Origin of the sequence: Arthrobacter alpinus, from assembly GCF_001445575.1 — a bacterium.
Classification (GTDB): Bacteria; Actinomycetota; Actinomycetes; order Actinomycetales; family Micrococcaceae; genus Specibacter; species Specibacter alpinus_C.
The window spans coordinates 2,084,288-2,103,348 of sequence record NZ_CP013200.1; the positions used below are offsets into that span (position 1 = coordinate 2,084,288).

Sequence of the window (19,061 nt, forward strand, 5' to 3'; positions counted from 1 at the left end):
GCCCCAGCGACCGGTTGTCCACCCGGCCTATGGTTACTTAGCGATCAGGGTCCGTGCCGAGGGGCTCGCCGGCAGCTGGGTCTCGGAGTTGCGCAAGGGAACAAAGGCGGTCACCATGGCACCAACGATAGCAACTGCGGCGAAGACGTAGAAGGCGACGTGGTTCTGCACGCCTGCTGCGATGAGCAGTCCGCCGATCAACGGGCCGAAGATGCCGCCCAGCCGGCCGAACCCAGCGCACCAGGCTACCCCGGCGCCGCGGGCGGCGCTGTTGTAGTAGTTGGAGACGAACCCGTAGATCAGCACCTGCGTTCCGATGGTTCCCACTCCGGCCACCGCGACGAGCGCGAGCAGGATTCCGAAGGGAAGGTGCATGGTCAGCAGGATCATGGCCACCGCTGCAAGGAAGAACGTCGTGGAGACCACACGTTTGGCCCCGATGCGGTCGGCGCCGACAGAGGCGATCAACCCGCCTACGACGGCGCCGGCGTTGAGTACCAACAGGAAGACGAGCGAGTAGGACTTGCCGTAGCCAAACTGGGACATGATCTGCGGCAGCCAGGTGTTGAGGCCGTAGGTCAGCATTAGTCCGGCGAAGCTCATCAGGCCCAGCAAGAGGGTGGGCAGGGCGTACTTCCTGGAGGCCAGTGCACGGAAACCGATCTTGGTGTTGGCGGGTTCGGTTTCAAGTGCGTTGGTGACCTGCGTCGGGGCCGGTGCGGCGATCGGGACGCCGGTGCGGAGCGAGGCGCGCTGGGCTTCTTCGGTGCGGCCGCGGGCCATGAGCCATTCGGGGGACTCGGGCAGCTTCACAAGCGCCATGGGCAGCAGGAACAGTAGTGGAGTGGCGCCGATGAAGAAGAGCCCGCGCCAGCCGATGTGGTCCATCAGGACGATGGCCAGTACTGATGCCAGGACGCCACCCACCGGTACACCGGAGTAGACGATGGCGTTGTAGTAGTTGCGCTTGCCTTTGGGGGCGAACTCTGCCACGACTGCACCGGCGGTGGCCACCAGCGCGCCGACACCGAGCCCGGTTGCGAAACGTAGGGCGCCGAACGCCACGATGTTCGGGGCCAGGGCAGTCAGGCCCATGAATACGGAGAACCAGATGATGCCGGTGATCATGATCTTCCGGCGGCCGAGGTAGTCCCCGATCGCGCCGGTGACCAAGGCGCCGACCATGACTCCGAGGAGAGCCCAGCTACCCAGCACCCCGGCGGTGGCCGGACCGATTTGGCCAAGTTGGGTGGGATCGTTCAGGAGAGTGGGAACGATGGTTCCGTAGACCACGAGGTCGTATCCATCGAAGATCAGGGCGATGGCGGCGATCGTCACCACCCAGTGGACGGTGTTTTGTTGCTTCTTGGTGGTGCTTTGTTCCGGTGATTTCACGATTAGCTCCGTTGATTCATGGGCCCCGGGCGCACGACATTGTGCGGGTGTCAGGGCATGAACAAGTCCACAGGTTTGTGCCTGCGGCTTGGACGCCGTGGCCCGAGAAAGAATCGGGTGGCAGGCCGTGGAATGGTGGGGTGCGGAAAGTGCGCCTGGGGCGGCGCCTGGCCGCCCCAGGTAATGCGGGGTAGTTTTGTTAGCCGAGGTCCCCGCCGGCCACCGGCAGCGTACTGCCGGTGATGTATGAAGCCTCGTCGGAGGCCAGGAACGCGATGGGTCCGGCCTGTTCGTCGAGGGTTCCGTAACGCTTCATCAACGATGAATCGATGGTCTGGTCCACGATCTGCTGGTACCAGGCTTTTTCCTGTTCACCCTCGGGGGAGGGCCCGCGCTTGACCTGGCGTTCCGGCGCCTCGGTGCCGCCGGGCGCAGTGGCGACTACGCGGATTCCGTGGGCGGAGCCCTCCATAGCCAGCGCAGAAGTGACGGCCTTGACCCCACCTTTAGCACCCGCGTACGGGACGCGGTTGAGCCCGCGGGTTGCCACCGAGGAAACGTTTACGATGGTGCCGGATCCGGCCTTGATCATTTCCGGGAACGCCGCGCGGCACATCCACAGGGTCGGGAAGAGTGAACGCTGAATCTCTTTGCCGATTTCCTCCGGGGAGTAGTGCTCAAACGGCTTGGCCCAGATAGTGCCGCCAACGTTGTTGATCAGCACATCTATGCGGCCGTATTCGGTCACCGCCGCGGTCACGGCTGCCAGCGCGCCCTCAAAGACCTCGAGGTCGGCGGTCACACTCAGTGCCTTGACGCCGTGGGTACGCAAACCCTCGGCAACATCGTGGACCAACGGGGAGCGATCCACCAGAACCAGCTCTCCGCCCTCGGCGGCAATACGCCTGGCCACTGCCCATCCGATGCCCTGTGCGGCACCGGTGATGAGCACTACCTTGGAGGCGAAGCGCCCTGCGTGGAAGGACTCGGGCAATCCTGCCTCGGCCGTCAGGTTCACGGCATTCTCTGCGGTACTCATGCGACTGGATTCCGTGATGCTGCTGCCATGGTGGCCTTAGCATGATCGTTGTGGTTGATGATCGCCTTGCGGGCATCATCCCGGTTCTGGTTCTCAAAGGCGGAGACGATTTCGAGGTGGTCTGCGTCCACGTCCCCGTTGATCCAGTGCTCCTTGCGCAATACCTTAGCCATCAGGGCGGGGATTTCCAGGCGTGTGTAGGCCTGGTGCAGGTGCTCGTTGCCGACGCAACTGAAGAGGAACTCGTGGAAGGCATCGTTGGTGACGGTGAATTCCTCGGAGTTGACGAACGCCTCCTTGTTTAGGGTCTTGCCGGCCAATTCGGCCAGCACCCTGAACTCCACCAGCTGCTCGGGAGTCAGCTTGCCCATGGTCAGTTCCACGATGGCCAGTTCAAGTGCCATGCGTGCGTCAAACTGCGCCTCGAAGGTTGCGTGTTCTTCGCCGATCTCGTAGGCCGGCAGTGCTGCGGGGGCCTCGGCGGGGGCGGCTGCTGCTTCGGGCGCCGGTGCCGTGACGGTGTCCGGGAGCACAGCTAGGGCGAACTTCTCGAAGTAGAAGTTCTGCGGCTTGATGCCTTCGGCTTCCAGGTGGCGGCGGACGCCTTCGACCATCGGCGGGGGACCGCAGAGGTAGATGTCCACGTCGCCCTCGGCCAGGTGGTGCGGCTCGAAGTGGTTGGTGACGTAGCCCTTCTTGGCCGCGTTGCTGGCCGGGTCTCCAACAACGGTATCGAAGGTGAACCCGTCGATGCGTGCCTTGTAGTCTTCCAGAGTCTCGAGCTCGACCAAGTCGGTGTCGGTGTTGACGCCGTAGATCAGGTGCACGGAGTTCGGGTTGGTACTCTCGGAGAGCTTTTCCAAGATGGAGAGCAGTGGCGCCAGGCCGGTGCCGCCGGCCAGCAGTAATGCCTGACGCTTCGGTTCGCGCAGGAAGAAGCTGCCCATCGGGCCGGTGAAGGTGAGCTTGTCCCCGACCTGCGCCACATCGCGCATATAGGTGGACATCAGTCCGCCGTCGGTGATGCGGATCAGGAAGGAAACGGTAGCTACTTTCGGGCCCGAGCTGAAGGAGTAGGAACGCGTCTGGCCGCCGGAGCCGGGAACCTCGATGTTCACGTACTGGCCGGGAAGGTAGTTCAGGTCATCGCGGTTCTCGACCTCGAGGCTGAAGGCGTAGGTGGTCTCGGAGATGCGGCGGATCTCGGTCAGCGTTGAGGAAAAGACGGAAGCGGCGGTCTTGGCGACGGCAGAGGTAGTGGGGATCTGGAGCACCAGATCGGACTCGGGGATCATCTGGCAGGGCAGGCAGTAGCCCTGTGCCGCCTCCTCGTCGGTCAGCGCCTCCTCGATGTAGTCGCCGCCGTCGAACTTCCCGGATTCGCAGAATGACTTGCAGGTACCGCACGCGCCGTCGCGGCAGTCGAGCGGGATGTTGATCCGGGCCTTGTAGGAGGCGTCGGCGACGGTTTCACGGGGTCCAACCTTGATGAATCGGGTGATTCCGTCCTCAAAGGCGAGGGCTACCTGGTGAGTCATGAGGGGTGCTCTTTTCAAAATAGTGCGATGGTTCAGAAGGTGGTGCGGGGGCTCAATCGCCCCCGCACGCCGATCGGTCGGGCCAGGAGGGACTTATCGAAGATCAGATGTGGTAAATGTCCACGATGTGGTGGATGTAGTCGTTCTTCAATACGACCTTCTTGGCCATGATCACCGGCTGGGTGCCGGAGTAGTCGATGGTGTAGAAGGAAGTGCCGAAGTAGGTGTCCACGTTCTGGTAGCGGTAGTACAGCGTGAACCAGTTGAAGCGCACCTCGACCTGGTCGCCGTCGACGGACACGATCTCAACGTTGGTGATGTTGTGGCCGGTGCGCGGCTCAGGTAAAGATGTGGCCGAGGAGCGGTCGGTCTTGATACGGAAGACGCGGTCTTCCAGGCCGCCGCGGTTTGCGTAGTAGATCAGTGAGATCTCGCGCTGCGGGTCTTCCGTCAGCTGGTCGTCATCGGCCCAGGCAGGCATCCAGAAGGTGGCCTCGGGGTGGTAGCAATCGATCCAGCGGTCGAAGTCGCGGTCATCGAGGAACCTGGCCTCACGGTAGAGGAACTGCTTGATCTCCTCGAGCCCCTTCTCCCCGGCGCCGGTCTGAACCGTGGTAACGATGGGATTAGTGATTGCAGTCATGGTTGTTCCCCTGTTCGGTGGTGCCGGTGGTGCCGTTGGCGGCGGATGCAGCTTCTGCGGCAACGGCCTTACGCATCGAGTTGAGCCAATAGCCATGCTGGATAGGGTAGAGGCCCTCGTCCTCGGTGCGAGCGCCGGAGGAGATCGGCAACAGGCCAATCTTCTTGGCGTTGTCGTCGGCACCGGTGATCTGGTGTGTGGCACCGCGGGAGAGGTCGTTCCACTTGGCGGAGGTGGCCATGTAGGTCTTCTGGCAGGAACGGAATTCCTCCAGGTCATCCGGGGTAGCCATGCCGGAGGCGTTGAAGAAGTCCTCGTACTGGCGGATGCGGTTGGCGCGGGCCTCGTCGGACTCGCCGACCGGTGCGATGCAGTAGATGGTGACCTCGGTCTTGTCCACAGCGACCGGGCGGAAGACGCGGATCTGAGAGGAGAATTGGTCCATCAGGTAGACATTCGGGTACAGGCAGAGGTTGCGAGAGACCCCGATCATCCAGTCGGCCTTGGCCTCGCCGTGGGCGGCGACGAGCTCGTCGCGCTTCTCTGCCAGCGGGCGGTTGGCCGCGTCCAGCCATTCGGTCCACAGCAGCAGGTGACCGTTCTCGAAGGAGTAGTAGCCACCTTCCTGCTTGTCCCAGCCGCCGGCGTCCATGGTCTTGGTTTCGTTGGACGATTCGCCGGAGGTGCGGCGGGCCTGGGTGGCGGCGTAGTTCCAGTGGGTGGCAGAGACGTGGTAGCCGTCGGCGCCGTTTTCGGCCTGAAGTTTCCAGTTGCCGTCATAGGTGTAGGTAGAGGAGCCGCGCAGGACCTCAAGGCCATCGGGTGACTGGTCCACGATCATGTCGATGATCTTCGTGGATTCGCCCAGGTGCTCGGTCAGGGGCAAGACGTTCGCGTTCAGCGAGCCGAAAAGGAAGCCGCGGTAGGACTCGAAGCGCGCCACCTTAGTCAGGTCGTGTGAGCCGTCCTTGTTGAAGCCCTCCGGGTAGCCGGCGCCGCGGGAATCCTTGACCTTGAGCAGCTTGCCGGAGTTGTTGAACGTCCAGCCGTGGAACGGGCAGGTGAAAGTGGTCCGATTGTCCGTCTTGCGGCGGCAGAGCATGGCACCGCGGTGGCTGCACGCATTGATGAGGGCGTTGAGCACGCCTTCCTTGTTGCGCGATATCACGATGGGCTGGCGGCCGATGTTAGTGGTGAAGTAGTCGCCGACGTTCGGGACCTGAGATTCGTGGGCCAGATAGACCCAGTTGCCCTCCCAGATGTGCTTCATTTCGAGCTCGAAAACTTCTTCGTCGGTGAAGATGTTCCGGTTCGCGCGGAAGACCCCTGTCTCCGGGCTGTCGACGAGTGCATCGTCAAGCAGGGCTGCGACGGTATTCAGTGTGTCAGTCAAGGTGTGCTCCATCCTTTGTAGGGGCCCTAGGGCCATGGGACCACCCGTTGGGTGGCGAACCATGATCTACACCATGTCAAGGTGTGTGGCACCTCACACTAGACATTTGCCTAGGCTTGACCAAGGGTGGAATTCATTGGGTGGTCTGGCATATCAATCACACTTTTTTGGGTATTTGTCCGTCGGGTCGAGGCGCCGTAGCGTTGGGGCGAAAATGGTTCACCGCCCGATGCCTCGATGCCTCGACGCCGGGCGGCGGCAAACGTCCCACAGCTGAAAGGCGGCTTATCGTGAGGGAACACCCCCACGCCGGAAATGCGCCCCGCAGGCGGAACTACCGGTTACCAGGGATGCTGGGTGACGTCTCAGTCAGTGCCATCTGCTCCGGATTCATCGCGGTTGCGGTGTCCTATGCGGGCCCGATGCTGGTCATCCTCCAGGCCGCGGAAGGTGCCGGCTTGAACCGTGCCCAGTCCGCGTCCTGGGTGTGGGCGGTGTCAGTGGGCAGCGGGATCGTCGGGTTAGTTTTGAGCCTGTTTACCCGCCAACCGGTCGTGGTGGCCTGGTCGGTGCCGGGCTCGGCGTTGCTATTGACTGTGCTGGGGAATTACGCCTTTTCAGAGGCCGTCGGAGCGTATATCGTTGCTGGCCTGCTGGGGCTCGTGCTGAGCCTGAGCGGGCTGTTTGGCCGGCTGCTTGCCGCCGTTCCCCGCCCGATCCTCGCCGCGGTCCTGGCCGGTGTGCTGCTACCCTTTGTCCTGAATGTCACCCATGCCGTTCTGGCATCTCCACTGGTTGCCGGGGGACTGGTCGTGGCGTATTTCGTAGGTCGCCGACTGTTCCTCAAATTTGCGGTGCCCGGTGCCCTGGTTGCCGGCGTGCTGTTGACGTTAGTCGCCGGACAGGCAAACAGCCTGGACGTGACGCTGGCTCTGACCAGCCCGGTGTTCACCATGCCCACGTTCTCGATCCAGGCCATCATGGGCATTTCCATCCCGCTTCTGATTGTGACCATGGCCGGGCAGAACGGCCCGGGCCTGGTGATGATGCGGACCAGCGGCTATTCGCCCAATGCCCGGCTGCTGTTGACGGGATGTTCCGTGGCGAGCGTGCTCTTTGCCCCGTTCGGATCCCACGCCATCAACCTCGCGGCTATCACCGCGGGCATCTGCTGCGGCCGCGAAGCCCACGAGGATCCGGCCAAGCGCTATATCGCTGGTGCCGCCGGTGGTGCGTTCTTCATTCTCTTCGGGCTCTTCAGTTCCACGATCCTTGACCTATTTGCCGCAGTTCCGGGCGAGCTGATCATTGCGATGGCCGGGGTGGCCCTGCTCGGCGCCCTTCAGGGGGCGATGATGGACATGCTCGATGCTGGCCCGCATGGACCGGCGGCCGTCGAGGCGGCCGTTGTCACCTTGATCATCACCGCCTCCGGCATTGCGCCATTTGGTGTGGTTGCCCCGTTCTGGGGTGTGCTGGTGGGGGCGGCCGTATACCTGTTGCTGACCGTGGCCCGGGGTATCCGCCGCGGCCGTGCCGTCGGTGTATCGGCCGCCTCGGAGGAGGTCCGCGTCTCCGGAATACATCCATAAAATTCGGGAATTTGCGCCCAGCGGGTGCCGGGGCAGGGTCGAGTCATGGGTGACTGGACGCCGGAAAATGGTTGCGTTTTGCCGCTGGTGCCTGCGGAACTCATGCCAAGTTAACATCGTGACGGTGCCATTGAGGACGGTCAAAGCCAGCCGCATGGTGATCGCCCGATTTCTGTGAGCTAATTTAGAACTGACTTCGCCCTTTTAGGCATTTTTGGCCGTCACGGACCCTGCTCTGCGCCGCAGAAAAGCAATGGCTTATGGCGGCGCTAGGTGTCGCCGCAGTTGCTATTTTCCCTCTGGACTCTGAATTCTTCCGGCTTCACCGTGTAGCTCTTCCCACTCAGAGTTCCCAGTGTGGGCGAAGTGCTTGGCTTCGACTAGCGGTGGTCCCATGGTGCTATGAGCATCACAGCAACGGTCTGGGCTGATCTGCTTACATGATGTTCTAGCGTGGCCTCACGAGATCAAAGCGGCCCTCGGCAAGGATCTCGAAGTAGGTGCTTGGCCCACCCGCGCGCAAGATTGGTTGGGCGAGAGCCGTCTGATAAATCCCCTCGGGAATCACGGACTCATCGATGTGCACCGCGACGACTTCCCCGATTGTAAGCACGCCGGTGGACGGGTTCCCGTCTGCGCCTCGCAAGGTGATGATGTCACTGACCCGGCACTCGAAGCTCACGGGAGAGGCCGCGACGCGGGGCGCACTGATATCGACCGAATCAGCGGCTTCCAAGCCGGATGCGGCGAATTCGTCGAGGTCGGCCGTCGTCGACGTTGCGTTCATCTGCTCCGCGAGGACGCGCGTGACAAGGTTCCAGGTGAACTCACCGCTCAGCTCAGCGTTGCGTGCGGTGTGCTTGCGGACCGTAGATGAGAAGCCAATGAGTGGCGGCGTGTATGAGAAGGCATTGAAGAAGCTGTACGGTGCGAGATTCCGAACACCAGTAGGGGAAAGCGTGCCAATCCAACCGATCGGACGCGGCCCCACAATTGCATTGAACGGATCATGCGGAAGCCGGTGGCCCTCTGCTGGGCGGTAGAAGTGCGACGTCATCCTTCCATCTAATCATCATTCGACGGCAGTAAAGTTCTAATTCAGCGACCGATTTGGGCCGCGCGGTTGCTGGCCACCCACCCCAGTGGGTCTGACAAGTCGATTCAATGACACCATCAGAGTCGGTCTCGTAGAGAGTCGTATTTAAGGGGTGGAACAGCCAGTAACTATCCTGAGAGCCAGTTCGAGACCAGCTACAGGCAGGTCCGTGGGGTTCCCCGTCCATTCCACAATGGTCGCGTGGTCTAGAAACTCAGGAGACTCCTGCCGGCAGCCGCCGTCGTCCATCAAAAACCCCGTGTTCGCGGGGGAGCGCGGGACAACGGGTTCCCTTTGGCATGCCAAGGATTACCATAGGTTTTCGTTGAACAACGTGAGTAAAACGTGACGTGGACCTGCCAAATCGCCCGGCCAGCAGTCTGATGGCCGTTCGTGGGTTCATCGGCACGGGGGACGGCATGTCACTGGTTATGAAAGGACGACCGTCGTGCGCCATCGGCGTGCGGTGTTCGTGGCGGGTTTTGGTCTGGCCTGCCAAGCACCAGTTGCCACTGCGAAAGATGGAATTTGGCGGCTTTTTGGTGGGGGAGTGGAACCTCAATTGCCTCAATGTGAAGGGTAATTGCCTCCGAATTGTGGTTCCGGCCGGACCGAATTTGGATCATTTTCGTGAGCCAAACTGCGAACGCAATGAACACTTCATCGCAGGAGGTTAAGGGACCGTTTGCTTTGACGCGGGTTAGACAAGCCAAGCATCGCGTAGGCCAGTTATGAGTCGCCTGTTGCCTCATAGCAATACCTCCGGGAAGCTAAGTCGTTGACAGCTGTGGTGCAGCAGCTTACGATGAGCCCATCCGGACACTCCCGTGATCGGCAGAGCCTCGTGGATGTGGAAAATATACGCCAATGAATTGGGGTTGTCGCATGAGAGACCATATTGCGCCGTCCTCCATCATGCCGGCTGCGACGGAGTCCACCGGTACGCAGGCCTGGATCAGGGAACGGACACCGATGTGAGTCGCATCGCGGTCATCGAGGACGAACCCATCCTCGCCCGGCTCCTCGAGCGGATCCTAAGTGGTGCCGGCCATACGGTCACGGTGGCCGGCTCGGTGGCTGGCGGTTTGACCCTGATACGCGCTGTCGACCCGGACCTGATCGTCCTGGATCTCGTGCTGCCGGACGGACGTGGCGAGGACGTCTTGGTCGAACTGATGCGGTTCCGCCCCTCGAGTCGGGTCCTGGTGCTGTCATCGATGACGCAGGTGGCGACCAGGGTGGGCGTCTTGGAGGGCGGTGCGGTGGATTTCCTGGCCAAACCGTTCGCCAACGCCGAGCTGTTGGCCCGGATCAACGCCCGCCTCCGGGCGCCAGCATCGACCGTGTCTGTGCCCCGCTACCTCCGCAGGGCCGGTGTCGAGGTCGATGTTCAACAACGGGAACTCGTGGTGGACGGGCGCCGCATCTCGTTGACGCAGCGGGAGTTCGTGCTCCTGGCTTTTCTCCTCCAGCGGGCGCCCGAGCCGTGTACCCGGGCCGAGCTGCTCGAGCGCTTCTGGGGGACGACATTCGACAGCGGCACGAACATCGTCGACGTCTGTGTGCGTCGGCTGCGATCCAAACTGTCGAACGATAAAATCGAAACGGTGCGAAATGTCGGATATCGGATCGCGATTTAAGATAGTTCTCGCCGCTACCTGGGCAGTTTTCGCGGCCGTGAACTGCTACCTGACTTTCTCGCTGCCCGGCAGGGAGACCATCCCTTTTCACCTCGTATGGGCCAGTTTCGCGCTGGTCTACGGACTATGCCCGTGGCCCCGCCGTGCCACCTTGGTTGTCGTCGCAGTGATCACAATGGTGACCGGTGTTGCCCTGGTCCGCCACGCGATGGCGGGGACCATCGAATGGGAAGAGTGCACCGAGATCGTCCTGATGGGCACCATCATATCGATTTTGATCTGGCACGTGAACCGGCAATGGGCCGCCCAAGCCCGGCTGCGAGCACTGCAGGAAGCCGACCGCCACCGTAGTGAGCAGCGGGAAAACGCCGCCCGGTTCGGTTCGCACGAGGTGCGCACACGGCTGACGATCGCGAGGGGCTACGCGCAACTCATCGCTGACCAGTCGGCCGAGCCGACGGTGCGAGAGGACGCCGAACTGGTGGTGGCCGAACTCATCAAGGCGTCAGCATTGGCGACCAACCTGCTCACCTTGGTCCGGGTCGTGGAGCCGTCGGCCCCCGAACCTGTCGACGTCGACCAACTGCTGGCCGAGATCCTGCGCCGATGGTCGGTCACTGCCGACCGGATCTGGAACGCCCGGAGTACGGTCGGCACCCTTCAGGGCGATAGTGAGCGACTCGAGGCAATACTGGACTGCCTGCTTGAGAATGCGGTCAAGTTCACTGGTCCAGGGGACACCATCGCGATGACGGCCGACGCTGAGGGCGGCGAGCTAGTGCTGGTCGTTCGAGACACCGGGGCAGGCATCCCCGCCGCCGATCTGGACACCATTTTCGATACCTTCCGGACCGGGGCGACTGCAGGCGAGCGAGCCGGGAGCGGGCTGGGCCTGGCCATCGTCAAGGCCGTCGCTGAGGCACGTGGCGGCACCGTCTCGGTTGCCAGTTCGCTCGGCCGGGGCACCACCTTCACCCTCCGATTCCCGCTGCGGACCGCGCCGCCGATCCCACCCGCATTCCCTTCCGATTCGGCGGACCGTGGTCCACTCAACGAACCTGCCGGGGTCGGCAGCTGACATGTCCACCCCGCCGGGTTCAGCTGCCAGGCTTCAGGCCTCGTTGATCGACTTGGAACCGGCGAGGCTCAGCCGACGACGACCACGACTTCGACGACGGCGGCGGGCTGCTCCAGCTCGTTGACCCGGACGGCTACGGTGATCTTCCATTGTCCCGCAACGGGTAGCGTCATCTCGGAACGGTAGCTTCCCGGCTTCCCTCCGGGTTCGATCTTGGCAGCCAGCGGTCCGAGACTCAGATTGGGCTCAGCCGCACTTACTTGCGGCATGCTGATCGGCACAATGGGGGCGCCACCAGCGTCTGTGAGCTCGAAGGTGATGACGTTGGTCCCCACTGTTCCCGGGCCGAACCGGCCGGTCAGGTGGCCGGTGCCAAGCTCGACGAGTACCGGTGTGCCACCTGCAGCGGGAGCCTCGCTCACGCGTGGGTTTTGCAGCGTCAGGACCGAGGTGAGCCCGATGACGATCACCAGCCCAACCGCCTCCAGCCGGATGGCCAAGGCCAGCCGGCTCCAAGCAGTGCCCTTGATTCCCTCGCGCGCCAAGCGGGGGACCAGACCGAATCGGTTCCACGCCGCCAGCCCGCCAATTGCCGCGACCATGGCGAGCTTGACCAGCAGCAACTGCCCATAGGAACTGCCCAGGAGGACTGTCACGGAGCCGACCATCACGACCGCCATGACCGTCCCGGTGATGCCCAACAAAAAGACGACGCCACCGGCCAGGGTGGAGAACCTGCCGAGGGCCGCGGCGGTCTCGGCGGGGTCTCCGTTGCGCCGTCGTGCACGGGTAACGTGCAGGATCAGGGCTAGGAGTCCACCCAACCAGACCGCAGCCGTCGCGGCGTGGGTCAGGTCGGCGCCCATCATGAGCCACGCGGGCCCGAAGGTCCGCGTGTGGCCCACGGGCAGGACCGAGGCGAGCGCAATCACTGCACCTACAGTGCCAACCCAGAAGCCCGCCTGGCGCGGCAGACGTCCACGAATCACCATGAGGACTGCTCCGGAAAAAGCGAGGACAAACGTCAACGCGGCTCCCCCCGACCATCCAGTGACGGCAACCCCCGGATCGAACAGCGCGCGGAGGCCGGCACCTCTTTCACGCGCCGCAGTGAGTGGCACAAGCACGAGATAGGCGCTCACGGCAACTAGTGCGGCCACCTTGTGCAGCCGTCGATCGGCCGTTGGGATTCGGGCAACGAACAGGTCGAACGCCGTCAGGCCCACAAGACAGAACAGGCCCAAATAGCCAAGAGCGTTGAGCACCACGTACAGGGCGTCAACAGACGCCGTGTCGATCTGGACGGTTGTGGGCACTGAAGCTCTGGATAGCCCCACAGTAAATGAGAGCATGCCGGAAATAGGATGGGAGTCATCGGAAACCACTCGCCAACCGAGCGTATAGCCGCCTTCTGGGAGGTTCGACGGCAGGGAGACAGTCACAGTCGCGTCCAGCTGCTCGGCAGGCATGGTGCGATGGCCACCGGTGTCGTCGTAAAGCTGAAAGCCATCGGGGGCCAGGGCAACTGGTTCGCCGAAGACCAGCTCCACCACGCCAGGAGCCTGGGGTAGCACCGCGCCCTCGGTCGGCGTCGAATGCAGCAGCGAAGCGTGGGCCACTGCCGGGGTTGCAGGCAGCATCAGCCCTATCGCTAGTGCTGCGAAAATCAATCCGAGGAACCGGCGCGCGATGATTCCATGGACACGGGGATGCCGGCCGCTGATCCGGGGGGATGTTCTGGTCACGATCGCCTCCTCATTCGGTGTGACAGCGCACGAGCTAATCAGGATGCAACGCCGCCTGGCCACAGGGCCGGGCGGCGTTGCATGGTGCGGTGGATGCTAGTTGCCTGTCGTGAAGCTCCAGGTGACGGGTACTAGCGGGTTGCCAGCGGTGTCCTTGATTCCGCTGCTGAGGGTGACGGTGTACTGGGTGTTGGCCAGCAGGGTGCCGGTCGGGTTGAGCGTTGCCACTCTGGTGGTGCCGGAGTAGCTGACCACTGAGGTGAACGCGGCTCCGGTCGACGTGCGCTTGATGGTGAAGTTCCCGCTCGCCGCGGCCGCGCTTGGCAGGCCGGTGACAGCCTCGCTGAATGTTGCGGTGATGTTCGCCGTCCGGCTGACCCTGGTGGCGTTGACCGCCGGGGTGCGAGCCGTGACGACTGGGATGGGTCCGGTGACGAACGTCCAGGTCTTGGCGGCCAGCGGGTTGCCGGCCACGTCCTTGACTGCGCTGCTCAGGGTCAGGGTGTAGGTCCTGTCACTGACCAGCGGGGCGTCCGGTGTGAGCGTGGCGACCCGGGTGGTTGCGTTGTAGCTCACCTTCGACCCGATGGTGGCCGTCCCCAGCTTCAGGGTGAAGTTGGGTGTGCTGGCTGCGGTGGTGGGCAGGCCCGTCACGGCTTCGCTGAATGTTGCACTCAGTGGGGTCCGCGTGGTGGCCGTTCCCAGCCCGACGCCGGTGGCTCCGGCAGCGGGGTTGGTGGTGGTGACCGTCGGCACAGGACCGGTGATGAAGGTCCAGGCCGTCGCCGCGAGCGGGCCGCCCGAGACGCTCTTGATGGCCGTGGTCAACGAGAGCGTATAGGTCTTGTCCGCCGCCAGTGCCGCCGTGGGGGTGAGGGTGGCCGTCCGCGTCGCCGTGCTGTAGGCCACCGACGCCGGAACTACCGTGGTGCCTTGCTTCAACGTGAACGTAGTGTTGCTGATACCGGTGACGGCTTCATTGAACGTGACAGTCGGCCGTACATTGCCCGCCACCCCGGTTGCTCCGGGTGCGGGGCTGTTGCCGGTCACCTTCGGTGTGGTGGATGCGGTGAGCAGAGGTGCGGACACCGTGTTCCCGGCCGCATTCCACGCCGTGACCCTGTAGGCATACTGCCCGGTCCCGGCGGTCTTGTCGGTGTAGGTGGTGACGTTTGCCAGTGTGGTGGCGAACTGGGCGTAGGCCCCGACCGTGCCGTTGGTCAGGGGTGCACGCTCGATCTTGTAGCCGATCTCGTTCTTTGCACTGCCCCAGGTGGCGGGATTGGTGATCGAAACCGGGGTCCCGTCGGTCCAACTCAGCATCACCTCACTTGTAGCTCGGGTGAAGCTAACCACCGGGGCGTCTGGCAGTGTGCGGGGTGTGCTGACCGAGATGGGCCGCATCATGTCCATCTCCTCGTGGCTGAGAATGTGGCAATGCCACACATACTCCCAGCCGAAGTTGGTCATGTTGTTGCTGATCGGGGTGATCGGGTTGCCGTTGGTGTCGGTGTTGTTGAAGCCGGCTTCGGACCCGTTCGGTCCAGTCGTGGAGCCCTTGGCGCCCAGCGGCATCATGGGGTTTAGCGGCCGATTGCTGTCTGGGATGGCGAACGGGAGTTTCGGCAGGATGGGCCGGACCGCCACGATCGTGTCCTCCAAGGGACTGACGCGCACTGTATCTTTCCAGCCGAGTTCGTTAGGTTCGGGCGGGATGATGATGTTGTCCCAGGTGACCCTATTCAACAGCTGGACGTCGTTGAGGTGGAAGTGCAGCGGGTGGGTGTCAACGCCGTTGTGGGTGATCTTCCAGATCTGTGTGCCGTCAGCGCTGGTGGAGATTGGGGTCACGTTGAGGCTGTTGGTCCCCTTGGTGCCGTCCAACAGTTCCGTGGCAGGGTTGACGAACGGATAGAGGATCACGTTTTGCAGCAGCGGGGTTGCTCCTGGCGCCTCCAATCCGATGTTGCCGCTCATCCGTCCCCACTCGTCGAAGTTCGCTGAGTTCATCTCGTCGTGCACGCTCTTGCCCTCGATGGGAATGCTGAGCTGGGAGCCCGAGAGTGTGTCGAACTTGAATTTGTCTCCTCCTTGTTCGGCGATCCGTGCGAAGCCGTCGCATTTGGCTGCGGGGTTGGTGGCCGTATTGCAGTACCCATTGCCGACGAAGCTCGTTCCGTAAGCTTGGTTGTAGGCGGACTGGCCGACCACGATCGGATTTTGGCTGGACTCGAAGACCCCGGCGGGCTTGCCGGCGGCGTCGGTGTGGTGGTCAAACGCAGCCATCAGCTTGCCCATCTGGTCAGCTGTTGTGTTGGGCCGGTCGAAGGCCAGCGCCGGTGCGGTGTTGGCAACCTTGACCTGCATGACTGACCGGGTGTCGGGCCCATAGCCGGGCAGGGTTGTGGGAGCGCCACCAGGGGACATATCCGGTCCTCCGGTGTAGTAGTCGTAGCCGGGAATCCGGCCCGGGAACGCCGCCGGTGCGTCGTTGTACAGGATCAACGTCTTCCCCTTGTAGGCGGAGAAGTCTACGATCACGTCGGCCCGTTCGGCCGGCGCGAGCAGCAGCGAATGCTGGTCCACGTTGCCGACGTCGAACCTGGTCGCGTCGGTGATCCATGTTGTCTCATGGGCGGGGACCACTGCCGGGGTTGGCAGGAAGCCGCTCTCGTTGCCGATCTGAATCCAGTTGGGGCCCTTGGGGCTCTTGGCGGTGTCCGGTGTTGGTGTGACGACCGGGTCGGTTTGCGCCATGGCGACCTCGCTGGACTTCAGCGCGACCTCGGTGCCGGTGGCGGGATCGGCGACGTACCAGGAAAGGTTCCAGAACCGGTCGTCAGAGCCGTTGAGGATCCGGAACCGGTACGACTTTGGGTCCATGGTCGTCGTTGGGTAGGCGGTGCCGTTCACGATCGGCGTGTCGTGAAACGCCTCCATGCCGACCGAATTGTTCGGTGTCGACGGGATCAGGGCCGGCTCGCAGAAGTCAGCCACATTCGCGTCGCAAGCGGGGTCGTAGTAGGGGTTGGCCATGGGCGGGTACTTGGCGTCCTTGGCCGGCGGCCAGAACCAGGGGCCGTAGAACCAGCGGCCAAACGCGCTCATGCCGCTGGGGTCACCGGGGTTCTGCGCGGGCATGTAGACGTGCGGCTGCCAGAGGTTCCCCTCACCGCCCCACTTCTTCGCGTCCCAGGTCGGGTCGAGCTGGGCCATCCGAGTCGCGCTCGGCACAAAGGTCTTGTCCTGGATGGTGAGCGAGGTCCCCATGCCGAGCCCTTCCAGGGCTCCACCGGGAGCCATCAGCTTCTGCTCCGTTTCGTCGGTGATCATGTACCCGGCTTCCTCGCCGGCGTATACGTTGAGCCGCGTGATACCCCACGAGTGGTCGTGGTAGAACATCATCCGCGCACTCTGCTGGTTCGTGTAGAAGAACGTCTCTGCTCCGGGACCGGGGTCCGGCATGTCCGGGACGTTGCTGACGCTGACACCCTTCGGGTACGCGGTGTTCTCACCGGTCGGGGTGACCCACTGGTGCGGTGTGCCGTCGCTGATCCACGGGGTGATGCCACCGTGCAGGTGCAATGTGGCACGGTTCTCCGAGTAGCAGGTTGTCGGCTTCGGCGTCTCGCCACACATCGGGTTGCGCACGCCGTCTAGGACGCTCTTCTCGTCCGCCGCCATGTCCACAGGGACCTTGGTGACGGGATCAAGCGTCATCATCTCGGGGCCGGCGCCGGCACCCATCACCGTGGTGTCGACGGGGAGGAATAGATCGCCATCCACACCAGTTGGCAGCAGGTTGCGGAACAGCACTCGGACGGGCTTGTTTTTCGTGGCAACGATCGTAGGGCCCAGGTAGTGCGGCTTGTCCACACCGGTGAAGCTGATCGGGCTGTCGGGCAGGGACGGGTCGAGGTTGGCGTTGCCGAGGGCAACTTTCTTGCCAGGGACGACACCGGTCGAGAGCTGGACGTACCCGCGAAGCAGGGTGGCCGGCAGGTCGCGGTGGAACTTCATCCGATACTGCACAACCGCGATCTCGTAGTAGTCGGTGCCGGGGTAGGTGGTGGTGTCGGGCACTGCAACCGGGATGTACTGGCCCAAGTCGTTGGCGTTGGCTTCGCCCTGGCCGGGAAGGGTGTCGACGAACTTCTTGATCCCCGGCGTCAGGTAGCCCGCTCCGGGGGTGGTGACCACAATGTCGGTGACCGAGCCCTTGACTGCCACCCTGGCGGTGGCGCTGGCGCCCTTGTCGGCCGTGCCTACTGTGTCGGCGATCGTCACGGTCGGTGCCGAGTCGTAGCCGGCACCGCCGTCGGTGACATCGATGCGGGTGACGCCGATGGTGGCCTCAACCTTGGCCGCTTGGGTGGGAGCGGTCTTGCTGGCATCGGTGACGGTCACGGTCGGGGCGGTGGTGTACCCGCTACCGGCGTTGGCAATGTCGACGCCGGTGACCACACCGTTGGCGTCCATCGCCGCACTGGCAGTGGCCTGCACGCCGTCGGCAAGGTCAGGCTTGGAGATGTTTACCAGCGGCTGGGACTGGTAGCCGTTGCCGCCGTCGGTCAGCTTCAGGTTGTCGACGGTCCCGCTGGCCAGTGCATGCGCCTCGGAGCCTGCCGTGGGGTTCCCGCCCGCTAGGGTCACGGCGGGAGCGGTGAATCCGTAGCCTGTTTCATTGACGTCGATGCCGGTGATGACGCCGGTGGCGATCTTTGCGGTGGCCTTGGCCACCGTGGTGGGGGTGACTCCGCCGGTGGTGATCTCCACCGTCGGGGGAACTGCGTAGCCGGCACCGGGGCTGGTTACGGTGACACCGGAGATGGCCCCCGTCTTTGGATCGACTGAGGCAGTAGCTTCCGCGCCTGTGCCCGGGTCGGTGACGGTCGGTGTGACGTCCGCCCCAAAGGAGTAGGTGCGGTCGTGGGAGAAGTCCGGATAGTTGGATGCACCGAGCTTGACAGTACTGTCCTTGGCAGGCGCGACGTTGGTGGCCAGCGTCGTGTCCCCGCTTGCCGGAGTGCTCAAGGTGTCGCCGTTGGCGGGGACGTCTGTGTCGACCGGTATGCCCTGTCCGTAAAAGCCGATCACATCGTCTTTCTGGACCGTGACAGCTGGTGCGGCATAGGTCTGAACCTCTCCGCTCTCCACGGTTGGTGTCGGCACCTTCAGCTCGTCGCTGGCGTAGACGACCGTGTATTCACCCGCGGTGCCGGTTGGTCGCAGCACCAGCGCGTGGAAGATGTTGCCCGCAGAGGGGGTGGGACTCGCACCGGCGATGCCCTGGTTCCAGCTCTGGAAGTCGTTGAGGGTTCCGGCGGGTAGCTTGGTATGGTCAAGCACCACCAGCACCGGACCTATTTCACCAGTGGGCTTCGCATAGTCGGTCGCGTACGTGCGCTTGGTCAGCGGGTTGCCGTACAGGACCGGGGTCGGTGTCCCGACGCTGATCTTCACCATCGCGTCAGCCAACGTCTGCGGGCTGTTCGCCCAGTTGGGGTAGGGGCCGAAGTAGTGCGGCACCTTCGTCACGTCGGTGGCGCTCGAGGGGACCGCGGCCGCAGCGACATCGGGGCTGGAGCTCTTGTTCATCCCTCCCAACGGTCCGATGATGCTGACCAGCAGGGCGAGCGTCGCGATGATGGCCGGCCGGGCCAAGCGCCTCCTCGGGGCCTGACGGAGGGGGTGGCTGACAGATGGTTGCATGATGGTTCCCCTAACAGACGGTGCGCTGGATTGCGGGATCTATGTGAAGAGTGTGCACCCGTCGATGTCCAAGACGTGCCGTTTATGACATAAGTGTCATCTGGCCTCGAGCTTTCATGAAGCGCGATGTTTCGGGGGCCACAGCTTGTCGGCTGTCTGACTAACCTGTCCTTGGCTATTGGTGCGACAT

Annotated in this window: 11 protein-coding genes; 3 read left to right on the plus strand and 8 right to left on the minus strand. The window is 63.3% G+C overall.

The annotated features are described in order from the left end of the window. Positions 1-33: 33 nt before the first annotated feature. The 5 genes from AS189_RS09235 to benA form a co-directional block, all read right to left on the minus strand. Entirely contained in the window at positions 34-1,395 is a 1,362-nt protein-coding gene (locus AS189_RS09235) for an MFS transporter (RefSeq protein ID WP_062287841.1), read from the minus strand. Positions 1,396-1,594: 199 nt separating this feature from the next. Continuing rightward, positions 1,595-2,434 carry a 1,6-dihydroxycyclohexa-2,4-diene-1-carboxylate dehydrogenase gene (locus AS189_RS09240; protein WP_082634185.1) on the minus strand — a complete coding sequence of 280 codons (840 nt, stop codon included), beginning with the start codon at positions 2,432-2,434 and terminating at the stop codon, positions 1,595-1,597. Continuing rightward, entirely contained in the window at positions 2,431-3,972 is a 1,542-nt protein-coding gene (gene benC / locus AS189_RS09245) for a benzoate 1,2-dioxygenase electron transfer component BenC (protein WP_062287844.1), read from the minus strand. The genes AS189_RS09240 and benC overlap by 4 nt, the downstream gene beginning before the upstream one ends. A gap of 103 nt (positions 3,973-4,075) precedes the next feature. Next, entirely contained in the window at positions 4,076-4,615 is a 540-nt protein-coding gene (gene benB / locus AS189_RS09250; RefSeq protein ID WP_062287848.1) for a benzoate 1,2-dioxygenase small subunit, read from the minus strand. Then, the gene (gene benA / locus AS189_RS09255; protein WP_062287852.1) at positions 4,599-6,008 is read right to left on the minus strand and encodes a benzoate 1,2-dioxygenase large subunit; all 1,410 of its coding nucleotides are present in this window, start codon (positions 6,006-6,008) and stop codon (positions 4,599-4,601) included. The genes benB and benA overlap by 17 nt, the downstream gene beginning before the upstream one ends. Positions 6,009-6,298: 290 nt before the next feature. Between benA and AS189_RS09260 the strand changes: the two genes are divergently transcribed. Next, positions 6,299-7,600, plus strand: a complete 1,302-nt coding sequence (locus AS189_RS09260; protein ID WP_237760024.1) for a benzoate/H(+) symporter BenE family transporter — start codon at positions 6,299-6,301, stop codon at positions 7,598-7,600. Between the two features lie 448 nt (positions 7,601-8,048). Here the strand turns inward: AS189_RS09260 and AS189_RS09265 are convergent, their stop codons facing one another. Next, positions 8,049-8,657, minus strand: coding sequence for a flavin reductase family protein (locus AS189_RS09265; protein WP_062287856.1), 609 nt, complete (start codon positions 8,655-8,657; stop codon positions 8,049-8,051). 1,013 nt (positions 8,658-9,670) lie between these two features. Between AS189_RS09265 and AS189_RS09275 the strand changes: the two genes are divergently transcribed. Both AS189_RS09275 and AS189_RS09280 read left to right on the plus strand, forming a co-directional pair. Further along, positions 9,671-10,336: a response regulator transcription factor gene (locus AS189_RS09275; protein ID WP_202814120.1), complete on the plus strand. Its 666-nt coding sequence runs from the start codon at positions 9,671-9,673 to the stop codon at positions 10,334-10,336. A gap of 286 nt (positions 10,337-10,622) precedes the next feature. Further along, the gene (locus AS189_RS09280) at positions 10,623-11,414 is read left to right on the plus strand and encodes a sensor histidine kinase (RefSeq protein ID WP_160320807.1); all 792 of its coding nucleotides are present in this window, start codon (positions 10,623-10,625) and stop codon (positions 11,412-11,414) included. Between the two features lie 68 nt (positions 11,415-11,482). Here AS189_RS09280 and AS189_RS09285 read toward each other — a convergent pair whose 3' ends face one another. Next, complete coding sequence (locus tag AS189_RS09285; RefSeq protein ID WP_129587217.1) at positions 11,483-13,159, minus strand: copper resistance protein CopC; 1,677 nt, start codon at positions 13,157-13,159, stop codon at positions 11,483-11,485. A 96-nt stretch (positions 13,160-13,255) separates the two neighbouring features. Then, the gene (locus AS189_RS09290; protein WP_062287865.1) at positions 13,256-18,823 is read right to left on the minus strand and encodes an Ig-like domain-containing protein; all 5,568 of its coding nucleotides are present in this window, start codon (positions 18,821-18,823) and stop codon (positions 13,256-13,258) included. Positions 18,824-19,061: the final 238 nt, after the last annotated feature.